The 16401-nt window shown below is 41.7% G+C and carries 15 protein-coding genes; 2 read left to right on the top strand and 13 right to left on the bottom strand.

Features of this window, described 5'->3' with window-relative positions; all coding sequences use genetic code 11:
• The 6 genes from CHB62_RS03850 to CHB62_RS03825 all read right to left on the bottom strand — a co-directional run.
• On the bottom strand, positions 1-246 hold a 246-nt coding region (locus CHB62_RS03850), incomplete at its 3' end, for a helix-turn-helix domain-containing protein (RefSeq protein WP_009012764.1).
• A 161-nt stretch (positions 247-407) separates the two neighbouring features.
• Complete coding sequence (locus CHB62_RS03845; protein ID WP_254919362.1) at positions 408-773, bottom strand: hypothetical protein; 366 nt, start codon at positions 771-773, stop codon at positions 408-410.
• An 831-nt stretch (positions 774-1604) separates the two neighbouring features.
• A complete protein-coding gene (locus CHB62_RS03840; protein ID WP_089365782.1) occupies positions 1605-2507 on the bottom strand; it encodes a hypothetical protein in 903 nt (300 codons plus the stop codon).
• The gene (locus CHB62_RS03835; RefSeq protein WP_089365781.1) at positions 2504-3553 is read right to left on the bottom strand and encodes an NAD-dependent epimerase/dehydratase family protein; all 1050 of its coding nucleotides are present in this window, start codon (positions 3551-3553) and stop codon (positions 2504-2506) included. The genes CHB62_RS03840 and CHB62_RS03835 overlap by 4 nt, the downstream gene beginning before the upstream one ends.
• Before the next feature lie 54 nt (positions 3554-3607).
• Positions 3608-4342, bottom strand: a complete 735-nt coding sequence (locus tag CHB62_RS03830; protein WP_089365780.1) for an IspD/TarI family cytidylyltransferase — start codon at positions 4340-4342, stop codon at positions 3608-3610.
• 77 nt (positions 4343-4419) lie between these two features.
• Positions 4420-5250 carry a LicD family protein gene (locus tag CHB62_RS03825; protein WP_009010851.1) on the bottom strand — a complete coding sequence of 277 codons (831 nt, stop codon included), beginning with the start codon at positions 5248-5250 and terminating at the stop codon, positions 4420-4422.
• Between the two features lie 925 nt (positions 5251-6175).
• Between CHB62_RS03825 and CHB62_RS03815 the strand changes: the two genes are divergently transcribed.
• Positions 6176-6691: a hypothetical protein gene (locus CHB62_RS03815; RefSeq protein ID WP_089365779.1), complete on the top strand. Its 516-nt coding sequence runs from the start codon at positions 6176-6178 to the stop codon at positions 6689-6691.
• Between the two features lie 487 nt (positions 6692-7178).
• Positions 7179-8621, top strand: a complete 1443-nt coding sequence (locus CHB62_RS03810) for a lipopolysaccharide biosynthesis protein (RefSeq protein WP_089365787.1) — start codon at positions 7179-7181, stop codon at positions 8619-8621.
• Positions 8622-8632: 11 nt separating this feature from the next.
• On the opposite strand, the gene CHB62_RS03805 is transcribed toward CHB62_RS03810, so the two are convergent.
• From CHB62_RS03805 to CHB62_RS03775, 7 genes are all read right to left on the bottom strand, one after another.
• Positions 8633-9595 carry a glycosyltransferase gene (locus tag CHB62_RS03805; protein WP_089365778.1) on the bottom strand — a complete coding sequence of 321 codons (963 nt, stop codon included), beginning with the start codon at positions 9593-9595 and terminating at the stop codon, positions 8633-8635.
• Positions 9596-9602: 7 nt separating this feature from the next.
• Complete coding sequence (locus CHB62_RS03800; RefSeq protein WP_089365777.1) at positions 9603-11027, bottom strand: DUF6080 domain-containing protein; 1425 nt, start codon at positions 11025-11027, stop codon at positions 9603-9605.
• 3 nt (positions 11028-11030) lie between these two features.
• On the bottom strand, positions 11031-12380 hold the full coding sequence (locus tag CHB62_RS03795) for a DUF6080 domain-containing protein (protein ID WP_089365776.1): 1350 nt from the start codon (positions 12378-12380) through the stop codon (positions 11031-11033).
• Between the two features lie 1097 nt (positions 12381-13477).
• Positions 13478-13867, bottom strand: a complete 390-nt coding sequence (locus CHB62_RS03790; RefSeq protein ID WP_089365775.1) for a GtrA family protein — start codon at positions 13865-13867, stop codon at positions 13478-13480.
• Between the two features lie 2 nt (positions 13868-13869).
• Positions 13870-14475: an HAD family hydrolase gene (locus CHB62_RS03785; RefSeq protein WP_089365774.1), complete on the bottom strand. Its 606-nt coding sequence runs from the start codon at positions 14473-14475 to the stop codon at positions 13870-13872.
• A 3-nt stretch (positions 14476-14478) separates the two neighbouring features.
• A complete protein-coding gene (locus CHB62_RS03780) occupies positions 14479-15369 on the bottom strand; it encodes a decaprenyl-phosphate phosphoribosyltransferase (RefSeq protein ID WP_089365773.1) in 891 nt (296 codons plus the stop codon).
• Positions 15366-16391, bottom strand: coding sequence for an acyltransferase family protein (locus tag CHB62_RS03775; RefSeq protein WP_089365772.1), 1026 nt, complete (start codon positions 16389-16391; stop codon positions 15366-15368). Before CHB62_RS03775 ends, CHB62_RS03780 begins: the two co-directional genes overlap by 4 nt.
• Positions 16392-16401: the final 10 nt, after the last annotated feature.

Raw genomic sequence — 16401 nt, 5'->3', positions numbered from 1 at the left:
CTTCGCCTCTTCCATGACATCCTTGTCTACTGAACGATTGCCTGGCTTTCTGCGCCTTGTTTGTACTGCATTTGCTTGGGCAGTTTCCCAATTATAGTGTCTTCTGACTCCGCTATTACGTCTTATTTCACGAGACACTGTACTTGCACTTACATTTATCGCCTTGGCAATATCTTTTTGTTTCGTTCTATTTTGGAGTAGCACAGAAATTGTGTACCTTTGCTCCGAGGTTAATTGTTTGTACATTGCAATGCAAAATTAATTAATCTTTGGGAGACAGAGGTCTCCCTTTCTTATTTTTATGCATTGCTTGTTGATTTTCTTCTCATGGGGGCTTCTCGCCCCCAAACCCCTCGGTGTTTTCAGGTATAGATTATTAAGCTACACCAGCACTTGGGATTGCAGTTCTATGTTGAACTTGCGCTTGTGATATTACCACCCTTGAACGCATTAGCCTCAATTCGTACGATTGTGTTAGGCATCGTGACGGATGTTGCATTAGGAACTGTACTGTTATTAGCAATAGCCGTTACATTAAAAGTGTACTGGTTATGAGGATCCGCAACAGTTGCAGGAATGTTTACGGTAGTGTTCGTAGATGATACAAACGCCACATTGTAAGTTTGGGGGATGCCATCATGAGCCTCATCCATCTTAGTAACCCTGTACGTATTACCATCCCGAGTGAAAGTGTCGTTCACTATCAATGCGTTTGCATTGGACACATACAGCAATGCAAGCAGTACGAACAAAAGGAATTTAATTTTCTTCATTTTTCGTCTTTAGTTTTAATTATTTGATATATCTTTTCCTTCTCTATTCAAAAGGGGTCTTTATCAAAAGCTTTGAGTCTTGCGATGATGTCACATAATTATATATATACCATTCATTACCCAGACACACTGTACAACGGATAACCATCTTCCAGTCGTTAGAAAGACTCTCACGGAGTAGAACTTTGAGTTATTAGGCCGCCTCAGCGTGCTTGAATATTTTTGTCCTGACACCTATGTGGAGATATCTTAATTTTAGTATTGCAAAGTTAAAGCAAACCGCTTGTAAGACAATTATCGAATAATTGTTATAAATTTCCTTTTTATTCGTTTATTTTTCCTTTCCTTCTTTATTATTGCCGTTTTAGTTAAACACTCCTAATCAAAGTTAAGTTGACCCGTAAAAATTACGATTATGAATATTATTTACACTTACAAATAATCTTATTAACTCTTGCTCGCCTTATATACAAACGTCATGATATTAAGAACAAAAGTGGTTCACCACGAAAAGCGACTGCTATTACCTATTTAAATAAGGGAAACAAACACTCCTATTACCCTAATTTAATTTTAGTTTTAGTTGCTGTCATTTTAACATTTGAAGGATATCTTTTGATTATCAAGGTATTAGGAGCACACAAGACATGACAGATGTGACAGGAAAATCATTTTCATGTCAAATTGAGATAATAAGGAAGAATAACAAACAAGAGGGCTGAGAACGCTTATCAGTCCCCAGCCCTAAGAGCTTATAAATAAAAGAATATTTATCAAGAACGAGGAGGATTGCGTGAGAACACATCTCTCTAAACAATCCATCACCTTATATTATATCTCATTCTTGAGTTTCTGGAAACGTTTCTGACACCGTTTCTTATAATTGTATTTGAAGATATGCTTTTCTATTTTTCGCATATTATAAGTAAACGAAAAGCAAACCTTATCAAGCCACTTTGGCTGCTCGTCCGTATAGATAGAACGAGGAATCCTTACAAAGTAGAGGTCGGCTATCGTATCGAATGCCGAGAACTGTCGATGATTTCGCTCAAAAAGCCAAACTTCAGAATAGAAACGATTGGTAGAGATAACGGCTTTGTCAAAGGCTGGGAGGGTCCTTATATAAGCCGACTTAGCCCACCAGAAACTACCAGAATACATGGTATAGTTGCGTGGTGGCCATCGATAACAGCTATAAGTATCGTATCCTTCATTCAGAACATTCACGGCAACCTTCCACTTATCAAAGATGAAATATTCTAACATCTCTCTCCAAGCCTCTATCTTCTGCTTAAAAGAACGAAAGAGACGGTCGTTAGAGGTGAGAGACTGGTAAGAGATGCCCTTTGAATGGAAGTAATAGAAGAGACAGTCCTCCTTCTCTGACAGTTGCTTAATGAACTCTAAAGCAGGATACTCATACCGCTTAGGGTCGGTGACATTGGATATTATCACGAGCTTATCACTATTGATAATACGCTTCAGACAGTCCACATCGGCTTGATGGGCTGCTATACAACTCACGTAGAAAGTCGTTGTCGCATCCAGCAGACCGCTCTTACGCAGGTTATCAATCTGCCTTCTCACCAATGGCTCCCATCCAGTGTCTAACATGACATGATAAACTCCATAGATTGGCAGTTCATTCTTAGGATTGCCCTCCCATCTTCGCAAGTCTTTTCGGTCGTAGACATGGAAGAGACTCTCTCTTATCCGTTGTAGAAAACTACTCATACCTGTTCTTCCTCCATTGAAAGGATGAGACGACGGAACATCTCTTTTAACCCAAAATGCGCTTTCCATCCTAACTCCTGAATACGCTGTGTGGCAAGTCTGAGCTTGGTTGTTGGCGAATAGCCTAAGCCTTCTTGTGGCTGTATCACCACCTTCACTCTCTGAGGATTAAACGTTGATGCAACCAACTCTGCCATCTCACGGATAGAGATATAAGTGTCTTCGTTTGCTACATTGTATGCTTCGCCATCCTTACCACGCAAGAGAATATACAGCATTGCCGTGACGGCATCTATCGTATAGCAATAGCAACGACTGAGTTCGCCTGTCGTATGTAGGATGATATCCTCATTCTTCATAACACTGCGTGCAAACTGCGCAAAGACACGATTGTCATTACCATTCACACCAGCACCGAAAGTCTGTGCCAAACGTGCCACCTTCACATGGACACCATACTCGTCTGCGTAATTATGACACAATGCCTCGGCAGCTCTCTTTGCTAACGGATAACTGCTACGAGTTGCCATTGGGTCAAGATAGCCCTGCATGTCTTCCGTAAGTGAGCGTCGGTCGTCAGTGACAGTACCATAGACTTCTAACGTTGAGGCTAACACCATCGAAGTTACTCCATTCTGATGGGCGTAAGACAATAGGTTTTGCATACCGCCATAGACGGTGTTCATCGTCTCTACAGGGTGTTCAACGAAATCTTTTGAAGCTGTCGGGGCAGCAAAATGGAAGAGGTAGTCTATCTTTTTCGTGGGTGTAAATGGTTCAACACAAGAGAAATCGTATGAATAATAGCTGATTTCATCGCTTGCCTGACCAAACATTCTCTCTGCTTTCTGCACGTTCCTTACAACAGCCACCACGTGTAAGTTGATACCTTTTTCTGTGCGTAGAGCCAACAGGCAACGTACCATACACGCACCCAACAAGCCTGTTGCCCCCGTTACAGCAATCGTCTTCCCTTCCAATGCTGCTGAGAAAGGGAACGTATCAGCAAAATAGCTTATATCTTCTTTTAGTATTCTTTCCTTCATCCTTACCCTATAAAGTTATAAAAATACCCATTCCATCGACACATAACAACACCTTTACAATCCGAATATCTGCTGATCCTCATGCACCTTCACCATCGCACGCAGCACAAAAAAGTCTGTTGGGGTTGTAATCTTAATATTCTCCATCGGTCCGATAATCGTCCCTAACTTATAACCATAGTGGCTCATCATCGTACAAGAATCGATGAAATCGGTTTTTCCTTCCGCCAAGGAGCGTCGATGTGCAGTAATTATATCGACCAAACGGAAGCTCTGTGGTGCACGAGCAATGAACGAATCGGCACGTGAAGGAATCTCTAAAGCATCGTTAGCCTGCTTCACGATAAGTGTTTCTGTTGCTGGGATACAAGTGATACAACTCCCGACCTCTTCAACTTTCTTGATGTTATCTGTTATTGTCTCTTCTGTTATCAGCGGACGAACACCATCGTGAATAAGAACGGTTGTCTCTTCGTTGCTTACACCCTTACTCTGCGCATATTCCTCAGCAGCACACAGTCCCTTGTAGATAGACTCCTGTCCAGACTTTCCACCTGGTATAATCTTCACAACCTTATTAATCTCAAACTTACGGAGCTGCTTCTCAAGGAAAGGAATCCAGCCTTCAATACATGCTACAACGATAGCATCTATATCCGTGTGGTTGTCAAACAACTCTAATGTATAGATGATTATCGGCTTTCCGTTTAGGTCAAGAAACTGCTTAGGGCGCGACTTCGTATGCATACGTAGTCCAGAACCTCCTGCAAAGATTACTGCTATGTTCATACTTATATTTGGTTAATTGTTATTTTGAAGATGGAGATATCACAGTCTACAAATACCTACATTACTACACTATCCTACTACTTAAAGACAACATCTATCTTGTGTCTATCACGCTTATCCCTTGGTGGTAAGTCCATGTAGTTCCCATAGGCGATACGACATAACTCATCAGCATCGGCTGGACCTTCAAAGGTATGACCTTCAAAGACGATGTCTTTATGTGGTATCATGCAACGACGCGGGTTCTGCTCATAAAACCATGCACCGTAAGAGTGCATATAGAGGTCGGGATTACCAAATAGTTTCCCTATAAAGCGGAACACTGGAAAGACGATGACATGTAGGAACTTATAACCCATTTGCGCCAACTGAGGGTAACGACCAGCTAACTTTGTGTTCACATTGACGGATAGTTTAGCTGCCAAACGCTGTAACCAAGGAATCATGTTACCCTCATAGGGGAAGATGTCTACATGGAGTCCTCTAAATTTCTGCGCCTCGTGCATTCTTCGGTCAGCACTCTGCTGATTATCATGACTCCTGTTCTCGCTCTTTAAGTCACGTAGACAAGCCCATTCCTTATAGAAGCCAGGGTCGGTATCGTTGTCTTGTAAGACGAATTGAGGGTGTGGATGCGCCTTTAAATAGTCGCAGAGCCGTTTGAAATCCTTGTAGTCTACAACCATGTCAATGTCGTCATCCCAAGGAATAAACCCTCCATGACGCATTGCCCCTAACACATTGCCCCCATCAAGACGGCAAGGAACACCTATCTTCTTCGCTGTCTCTTGCAGATAGATAGCCATATCGAGCAGCCTCAACTGTGCCTGTCGAAGCACAGAACCGTCTGGGTTATACTCTTGCCGGAGACTCTCTTGCGTCTCTCCTGTGTTGAAAGTTTCTTTCATCTTCCGTTATTATACTTGTTGCAAAGATAATAAAAGAATATGACTTCACCTTCTCTCTCTATAAAAACTTATCCTTCAATATTGTTATTAGAACCAATATACATATATATGCACGGCCGAGAGGTCACAAAGGGAGAGGTGGCACCACTTGCTTTAAGCCCTGTGTGTTCTGTTCTTCTGTGTAAATCTGTGAGAAATAGAACGCACCCTCTCTATGAGATAACACACAAACAACTCGCTGGAGATTTTTTTCTCTCACAGAACTCACAGATTTAACAGAACATTTCAACCAACGTTTCGAACTCACAGAACGCCTCCGGCATACAGATATCACAGAGGCCTTTCAACTAAGATTGGCTGTAACGTTCTGTGAAATCGGTTGACTTAATGTCTCTGTGGAATGCTGTGTGTTCTGTTCTTCTGTGTAACTCTGTGAGAAAAAGAAATATCTTCTATGAGAGAAAATATCACAGAGTTTTCCCTACAAAGATACTAATATAGGGCATAAGAACGTTAAACATACAAACAGATAGTATGAGAGACTGGCGGTGATTACGCCACATCCTTTGAGGGATAAGTAGCGAGAAGAACCGCCACGAGGATAGGCTTGAAACAAGAAGAGGCCCTTCAAGGGGCAAGAACATGCCCTTCAAGGGGCAAGAAGACGCCCTTCTTGAGGCAAGAAGGGCATGTTCTCAAACACTATTTATAACACGCTGATTTATTGTGGGTTATATATCAGCTTTTTCGAGACTGTTTCCTCCTATTGTGAGAGCGTTAAACGCTAACATTTATACAGGTTCTCTACCGTCAGAAAGGTGCTCATCCAGCACTGCTTTTACAGCTAACATCAGCAGAGACACTCATTCTCTCTGCTGACAAAAGACCATCATGAACTCCCAACAGTACGAAATCATTATACGAAATGTGTACACAACAGCACAATATCTATAGGAAGGTTCGAAGCGCATTAAGCTACTTGATGTGGGCAGAACTGTTATGGCTGATATTCAATTGGATATCACCTTGGAAATTATGGAGCGATGCAAACACCTTGATTGTTTGCACATTACCTTGGTTGATACTCTTCTTTCTCATACGATATATCAAACGGAAATGGGAAGAAGAGGGTAATGCCAGTATAGGATGTTTGTACACAAGCACGTGGATGACCGTCCCACTTATCATTGCACTACAACTCTTTTATCTTTGGATATCACCGCAATTCGACAAAAGCAACGAGATTGTGTACGAGGACACCCATTATCGGGTTACTATCCTTTATGGTTTCCTCGCTACAAATACTGACTTCATACGGATAGACGAGGTTTTTGGGCCTTTTCATCGTGAAGTTTATCAAAGCCAACGCTACGGAATTGACACGAAGAAATTGAATAGTACTACAGCCATCGAAGCCTTCCTAAAACAACAGAAACAGTAGGCAGCTGTCTAACTCACGATAACAAGCGATTTTATTAAAACTAATTTTCCTGTCATTCCTGTCATGTATTGAAGGTAGATAACTAGCTGTTTCTTAGCTTCTTACCACAAATGTTAAATATGACAGCAAATGAATTTAAAACTAAATTAGGGGTTTGTGTAATCATTTTATGCCCCTCTTAGGGTAGACTTCACCCTCTCATCTTTCAGAAAAAACGCCCTCATCGGGGTCGTTCGACCATCCTCTCAGGAATACATTACAAAGGTTATGATATTTGGCATTTCCAAAGAAAAACGCTACATTTGCAAGTTATATAAGGTAAACATAGAAAGATAGGAGCAAAGGAAGGGGGGACTCGCTATCACAAAGACCAATAAAGTGCTTCAAAAAGGATGTTAGTGCGAGGGGAAAAGACGCAACGGCAGACAAGCAGAGAGGCACTTCACAAAAGAAAAAAATGACTACGTATCACAGAGATACAAACAGAATGGAAAAAGAAACACTAAAGGAGAAAACAGCCAAAGGGCTCTTTTGGGGTGCATTGAACAATGGTACAATGCAGCTACTGAATATAGTTATCGGCATATTCTTAGCTCGTCTACTCACACCATCAGACTATGGTTTAGTGGGGATGCTGGCTGTCTTTACTGCAATAGCAGGTGCTTTGCAAGAGAGTGGGTTCACCACAGCACTTGCAAACATGGAACATCCCACTGACAATGACTATAACTCTGTATTCTGGTTTAGCGCTATCATGGGGTGGGTATCCTATAGCGTACTATTCTTTTCAGCACCTTTAATAGCCAACTTCTTCCACCACACAGAGCTTATCAACCTATCTCGTTTCCTTTTCGCATCCCTCTTGTTCTCATCATTAGGAACTGTTCCTGCAGCTTATCTATTTAAGAACATGATGGTAAAAGAGACAGCCCTTCTGCGTATCACAAGTCTTATCATCTCAGGAGTGGTGGGTATCGTGTTAGCCTTAAAGGGTTATGCCTATTGGAGTTTGGCCTGGCAGCAACTGCTTTATATCACCCTCACGAGTCTTTGGCGCTTCTTTATCATTCCTTGGCATCCCTCATTTCACATCGATTTCAAACCCGTCAAGAGGATGTTTCCTTTTAGTTATAAGATACTCGTAACGACCATCATCAATACAATTAGCCAAAACATTCTAACCTTTATCTTCGGTCGTTTATACTCAGCAAAGGTGGTAGGCAATTTCTCGCAAGCCTTCAAATGGGACACAATGGCCAGCACGTTTGTCTCAGGAACAGTGTCACAAGTAGCGCAACCAGTATTGGTAGAGGTGAATAATGACCTCAAAAGGCAAGTAAATGTGTTTAGAAAAATGATGCGTTTCACGGCCTTTTTGGTCTTTCCAGCTATGTTCGGATTAGCGATGATATCGCACGAATTTATCATTCTTCTCATATCAGATAAATGGATAGAGAGTATTCCTTTGTTGCGTATTCTTTGTATTAGCGGTGCCTTCCTACCTTTTTATACAATGTATCAAAACCTCATCCTTAGTCGAGGTAAGTCTGCTGTCTACATGTGGTGTACAATCTTATTAATCGTAGCACAGGTAGGACTCATTATTCTTTGTTACCAACAAGGAATCGTTTTCATGGTGAGTGTCTATACAGCTATTACTGTCCTTTGGTTGGGTGTGTGGCAGTTCTTTGCACATAAAGAGATTGGCATACGCTTCATAGATATTCTTAAAGATCTTTGTCCTTATCTATTAACATCCGTGGCGGTAATGATTTCTACCTATCTCATTACCATGTGGATACAGAGTCTTCTACTGCTTTTACTGACGAGAGTCGTCTTGGCAGCCCTACTCTATTATATCGTTATGAAGTTGGGAGGTTCGCAAACACTAAAGGAATGTCTCAATTACTTTCATCGAAAGAGAGGATAAGAGCGTTCATCTTAGTGGTACATGTACAACTGCATGATAGGATAAAGCATAGCACGAAGCAGTTTGACTGGTCCGCCACCTGGTGTATGAAAGAGTTTCTTGTAGTTCTTCGTTAGTAGATACTGTAAACGTAAGAAGGCAAAGACGCCCTGCTTGGTTTCCATTCGCATTGCTTCACGAGCTTCGATGAAATCGGCTATATTTGAATGTAATCCCTCCATTAACATAAGCTTACCTTGAAAGATGGGGACAACCTTCTTGCGTATCTCTTTATAATGGTTCAGACTCCACGTTAACTCGGTGAGAGCGTTCCTCCATGAGGGCAGACTGCTACTATAATCATTATAGGTAGTAGCCTCTGCATGGCGTCGGAAGTTCACTAACACCTTATTACAATAGACGATACTGTCGTAGGATGCGGCAATAATACTCAACACTGCATCGTAAAGGGTGACCTTATAAATAGGACTCTCAATAGGTGGTAGGAGATTAATCAATGCTCGCTTACATAATAAAGTATGGCCTGGTAGACCTAAGAACATCATTCGAAAGATATTCACATTGCGTGGTCTATTGTCAAAATAAGCAAAGGAGCCATCCGTCGAGAAGGGTCGTGAGTGTCCACTACATAGCAGCTTATCTCCTATACAACGCATCTGTGTCTCTATCTTATCCCTCTCCCAGATATCATCTTGGTCGGAGATGGCAATGTAATCACCTGTTGCACGATGCAATGCAGAAAGGAAGTTCGCATTAACACCATGTTCGCCTTCATTCTTAAAAGTACGAATAACAGCATGTTTTGCCGCATACGCTTGTAGTATCTCCCATGTATGATCCGTCGAACCATCATCTTGAATGATAATCTCATGGATAGGATAAGACTGAGCGAGCAGTGAGTCTATCTGCTCCCTCACGTATTTCTCACCATTGTAAGTACAGAGGACTATTGATACAGAGGCTTTGTTTTCCATAACTTTACTATAGTGTGAAGATGACGAGCGCACTATTATAAACAATAAGGTAGAAAGCTATCAAGGCTGTCAATAGGGTGATAGCATTCCTAACCCCACCTTTCATTGACTTTATCAGGCAACCTATACACAACGGTATGACGTAAGCCCAATGCGCAGTCATAATATATACCTCGTTAATACCAAACCCTAAGCCTATATGAAGTATCATGTCAAGGGCGAAGAATGACAAACACATCCACATCAGTTTACTACGTTTACCAGCCCAGATTCCGCCTAAAAAGAGTAAGACGATAAGCCCTTCAACAATATAGTTTACGACCCAATTATATCTAACAAAGACTGGACGGTCGCGAATAACATCACATAGCGTATACTTCTGGTGCAACTGTATAGACTCACCAAAGAGGTTTTCAATGAGTGTCTCACGCCGAGAAGTAGTCACATCTGTCCAGTTCAAGAACGGTTGTTTACTCACTGGCGTACCAGAATGAGCATATTGTGGTGCACTATACTTTGCCTTCAGCTGCGCCTTTCGGTGTTTTTTCCATAGTAACGCAAACGCTTCTGTCTGCTGTTTACTATCTTTAAGATGGGTAGTATCGCTGAACTCCTTCCACATCTTAGTCTTCTCGTCCTTTACAGCTTTCTTTTCGTGTGCCTTTCGTGTGTTAACACTATCGGCAACGAACGTTTTGTACTCCCAAAGACCAAAGCTCCAGATTGCTGCAGCAGGTAAGATGACAACAAGAATAAGGTTCTTAGGATGAAAGAAACGCTTTCCCTTTGAGAAAAGATCAGCCAATAACACCTTTAATCCATTATTAAGTGATACGCCAGCAGTAAGGATAAAGAAGACTATCGTCTGCCATCTCTTCAATGGTTTACGCTCTGCCATCTGCTTACCTGTCACATAAATCACTAAGAGAATAAGGAATAACGAAAGGATGAAATGGTCGGGTGAGATAGCTGCTAATAGTACGTATGCGAAGGAAAAGAGTAAGAAAGCGAGCACAGAAGACTCTCGTTGCGAGAGATGAAGAAGGTCTTTCCCTATTCGCATCATTAATAGGAACGCATAAAGGGAACTAATGAGAAGGACAATGGCAACGAGGAACTGTACACAGTTAATGCCCAATAAGCTCATTAATCCCTGATTGATAAGATAGACAGGATAGTAGAAGAAAGCCAACAAAGGGTGTCTATGCACATCGTAGGCTGTTGTCCAGTCGGTAACAACGCAATAAGTGAGTGGGTCGAAACCAGACACATGGAACCAGTCGAGGAAGTTCTTCCGATAATCCTTTGATATTCTTGAGAACACCGAATAGTAAGGAATAATCACTGTAGCGTGCATGATGAGCTGCCACAGGAGGAATAAACAAACCGAAAGACGCTCGTCTTTTCTTATCTTAATAAACTTCGTCCACATAGCTTACGACATTAAGTAATAGAATGTCTGTCCTGCATTGTAAATCCAAAGGTAGATGGTTAGCATGATTAGCGTCACACGCATCACTTTTCGCCATTTCATCGATAATTGTCTCAGTAAGTAACCGTAAGAGATAGGGATGATGAATGCCCATCCTGAGGTCATTATATACACCTCAGTGACGGCAAATCCAAGGATGAGATGCAAGGTGAGGTCACAAGCAAACCAAGCTAAAAGCATTTTAAAGAACCGCTGCTTATAGCTGAACACAATACCTACTATAAATAAGAGTACTATAAAAGCCTCAATGATATAGTTCACACTCCAGTTGTACTCCACGAAGATAGGACGTTCCCACGACACATCCATTAATAACGAACGCTGGTGAAGCTGAATAGACTCACCGAAGAAGTTCTCTACAATGGTTGGAATACGTGGCGTAGAGACATCCATCAACTTTGTTATTACCCCATCTCCCACAGGCTGACCGAGGTGTGTTCGCTGCCATTCATCCCTTTGCTTCTTATGTTCGAGCACCTTCTGTGGGTTCTTCTTCAGTGTTTCACTTTCGATATGACTAACAACTGCTTGCTGTGGAACCTCCAAAAGATAATATTGAGACTGTTGAATACCGAGCAATAAGAGCAATGGAAGGACTACTCCAATAGAGATAAACTTAACGGTAAAGACCTTCTTTCCATTGGTGAATAAGCCTGCTAACAGAGTCTTCGCCCCGTTTGATGTTGCCATTCCTGCCGTGAAGAAAGTCAGAACCAACGATTGCCAAGCGGTTAGTAATTGTCCTTTCTTCATCTTCTTCCCCGTGATGTAAAGCGTCAGAGAGAGCAGCATCAGAGAAACAACGAAGTGGTCTGGCACCATAGTTGGAATGAGTACGTGTCCAAAAGAGAATAACAACAAGGTAAGTAGTCTTGCATCTTTGCGCCTCAACTCCATTACCTCTCGGAAAACTCGGTACATAAAGAGTACTGCATAGAAGGCCGAAAAGACGATAATGACGGCCATGAAATACACTGCAAAGTTATATCCTACATTCTGTATGAGCCAGTCATTGAGCAGATAGAGCGGATAAAGAAAGGTAAGATATAACGGATGACGTGATGTAACGAAATGGATACGTCCTCCCGAAACCGTTATCCACGACCAACAATCATAGCCTGACATACGAAAGTTCTTGGTAAAGATACTCCAAAAACCACCATGTGCATCCATGGTGTAGACGTGATAGTGGCTTGCTATCACCATCGCATTGAACGTAACAAAGACTGCTAACATGACGAAAGCCAGCCAGCGTTCTTCTTTCTTCACCTTGAAAATATTAAATATGTGCATTGAGTAGCTTTGATTATTTGGTACAAAGGTACGAATTAAAGCACATTTAACAAAAGAATTTGGTAATGTCAGGCAAAACTTTTATCACTTACAGCAATCATTGGCATATTTGACTATACAAGTGAGCAGTCTTTTCTAAGAGGTTTTCCACTTCTCACATTCATGGTCTTAGTACTCATTACTCCTTATCGACATGTGTTTACTTGATTCAAAAAAACTATAATTATCTGCGTTAATTAATCGTCCTTTACAGCTGATTCCAATATTCCCATGCGCCTATTCCAGCAATTTCTCCACACTTTAAAATAACAATCAGTGCTATGAAAAATCATTACATACAATCAAGATAAACATCCCTAAAGAAAGCGTATCACATCTTCTTAAATAAAAGATATAACCTTCAACAAATCAGTACGTTACAAACAGCATCAAAGAAGACGCCCTTCTTGCTTCAAGAAGGGCGTCTTCAACGCATGAGAAGGGCATATTCTTGAACGTTGAAGAGCCTCTTCTTGTTGCATACTCGGCCTTTTCTCAAAAAGAGAAGGGAACAATCTACAAAATATCTTGACATTTTCTGTTTACATGGTTAGTATGCTATCTCTCACGGAGGACATTTCTCTCTCTCACATAGGACCTTTCTTTCTCTCACGGAGGTTATTTCTTTCTCTCACAGAAGAACACAGAAGAACAGAACACACAAATGCCCACAAAGACATTAAGTCAACCGATAATACAGAACATTACAACCATCATTAGCAGTAACGCTCTGTGAACTCTGTATGCCGAAGGCCGTTTGTAGCCTCACCCCCAGCCCCTCTCCGAATGGAGAGGGGAGTGATTACCGAGATACCCCTGTATGTCATCCATGCGTTTAGCGTCTCTTCTCCATTTCTCGGCAGGCCAATAGGGGTAACCTCACATACTACTCCCCTCTCCATTCGGAGAGGGGTTGGGGGTGAGGCCTGCCCAGTAGGGGTAACCACACATACTACGTCCTTGCCTGCTGGGGAGGTGTTGAGGGAGGTGCCAGCTGTAGAAAGGAGGGAGGCTACCTCCTTTCACTCGCTTCACCAGTTCTATCAAGAAATTTATCCTTACTTCCTACGTAGAAAAAAACGCACCAATAGGAAATTTATTGGTACACAGATAGCAAACATAGGAATTAAGGCTAACTGCTTACTAAGCCCTAACCAAAGGAAAAGTTGTAGGAAAGTGCTTTGTAAGACATAGTTAATAACATGTGAGAAAACAAAACCTAATCCTCGTTTCGTCGTAGACTTCACACGGAAGGTGTATCGCGTTGAGGCAATATAGTTGAATGTGAAGCTTACAAGATAAGCGATGGTATTAGCAATGAGAGGCTGTAACCAGCATATCATCAACAGATAAGTACCATACTGAATGGCTGAAGCTAATGACCCAACAATGATGAAACGTACGATTTCACCGAGCTTTTTCTTATCTTTCACCTGTCTGCTTAGCATCTTTACTCCGTCTCTCTAAAAGGTTTATAATATCCTTTGTCTGCATGTGCAAGTAGTTCCTTATCTCCTCTACTATCCCCAAAGGCAATCAACTCATAAGACTCACGTTGCGGATAGAGCGCCTTCAATCGACATACTTTCTCTTGTCCGTAGCAGTTTTTAGTGATAAACCGCCCCGTAAGATATCCTCCTTTCACTTCGATTTGAGTACCTAACACTTGTATCTTTTTATCGATTTCATCGAAGAAAGGACATACCCAGTTATCAACACTCGCACTGATTATGAGTACTATGCTATCCTTGTCCCGTACTACTTGTTGTAGTTTCTTTATACCAGCAGGCCGAAGTAGCTGCTTGTTCTGCTGGGCAAAGTCAACACATAACCGATTAAAACTATCGAGGCTCACCCCCCTAAAGAACCAAGAGAAAACTCTTTGCTTAGCTTTCCAATTAGGATAAAGATGAAGCTTCATTAATATAAGGAGAGGAGAAAAGAGTAGGAAACCCAAGAACAGACGCACACTCCCCTTTGAGAAGCGGATAAACTCTATGAGTGTGTCCTTGGTTGTTAGCGTACCATCGAAGTCGAAAGCGTATATCCTCTTCATCTCTTATTGGCTATTCTTAAATACATAGATAATAAAGAGGAAGGCAAGTCCGAAGGCTAAGACGATGAGCTGCATGAAACGATCGTGTATCATCACCTTCGTTGGGTCACCACTCTTCTTATCAACGACCGATATCTGGATATAACGAAGTAGGCCCAAGAGCACAAAGACACTGGTCAGATAAAGGTTATCTGTGTGGAAATTAGCGATGGTTTCGGGACTTACTGTGTACATGATATAGCACACCAAGGTAACACTTGCCGTTATCGTAATCGCTTGATTAATGAAAGTAAGATTATATCGGATAGTATTCTGGCGAGGTGCATGCCCTGTTTCGTTCATCCTCACAACATCGTCACGTCGTTTAGCAAAGGACAGGAAGAGCATTAACAAGAAGGTCATCAGAACAATCCACTTACTCAGATGAATATCTGTTGCATATCCTCCGGCCAGGATACGAAGTACAAATCCAAAGGCGACTACACACACGTCAATGATTGCATAACGCTTCAGACGAAGACAATAACCTATATTTAACAGCCAATAGAAGATTATCACACTGGCTGTCTCAACCTGACGTGCATGCAACAAAAAGGTCGAAATCATCGATAAAGCAAACATCAACCCCATCAGAATATATCCCTGAACAATACTTACAGCACCAGAGGCCATCGGACGATGACACTTCACAGGGTGTTGACGGTCGTCATGAACATCGACAATGTCGTTCAGACAATAGATAGATGAGGCCGTCAGACTAAAAGACAAGACTGTGATAAATCCTGCGTAAACCGCCTCCCATTGCAGTAGAGCACCTCCAAAGAAGACTGGAAGAAAGACGATAAGATTCTTAATCCACTGATGTGGACGTATTAACAGTATAAGGTTCTTCATTTTATTCTATTCTCTATGGGCGTTATCATCCCTTTAATTATAGTTTGTAAGAGCCATGCAAATATCAGACTGAGGACAATCGTCACAACAAACTTAGGCCAATAAGACCAATCAGTCCGCTCAAGATAATCGAGTACAAAGTGGGAATGTATCAAATAAAGCTCCAGACTCAATGCACCAAAGACTTTTAGAATTTTGTTCATAAACTTTGGTGTATGATGAAGGACTTGAATGAAGAGGATGATCGATGTAAACGTAAGGGGGATATAAAACATACGTTCAAGGAATAAGGGGAACTGTCCGTGCTTCTCTTGTTCAAGAAACAGACAAGAGGAAAGAGCGATAACGAATGTTATCACTATCATCCAAATAGCCGAACCAGCCACTGTTTCTTTCCGTTTCACCACCTCTGCAATGTTAATACCTATAAAGAAGATGGGCGCACGGCTCCAAAATATCTCTAAATGACCTACTGCTTCATGCAGAGGGGTAATATATTCTACTATGACACACCACATTATCATGATAACAGGAGTCCAACGATAGATAGGATTCTTGGCAATAAGCATCATATAAAAAGGACTCACAAGATAGAAAACCATGATAGCTGGGATATACCAGAACGTTAGCTCATTGTGCATCCAGAAGTCCCAGTTAATCGTTATATCCCCGATGAGATCGATGATATTCATACTGTGCCCACTATGTCCTGTGAGATTGACGTTAAGGAAATCGGGTATATAGTAGAGACAGGCCATAAAGAGCCAAGTAGGATAGACACGTAAGAAACGTCGAAGATAAAACTTTCGCAGGGAAGGGTGCTTTGTCCAAGAGAACCACAAGCCCATACCGCTCAAGAAGAGGAAGAAATCTACACCGATGTTGCCCATTCTCTTCAAGCCAAAGAAGGCATCTTCACGTGGCAGCCCCACATGAAAAAGAACAACGAAGATGATGGCCAACCCCATCAACTCTCCTCGATAACGGCTTATATCAGCTAATTCAATGTTTCTTACCTTCATTTATTGCGAT

This window comes from Prevotella jejuni (genome assembly GCF_900187995.1).
GTDB classification, from domain to species: Bacteria; Bacteroidota; Bacteroidia; order Bacteroidales; family Bacteroidaceae; genus Prevotella; species Prevotella jejuni.
Note: the sequence above shows the minus strand (reverse complement) of the source record. Positions and strands in the feature narration are given on the sequence as shown.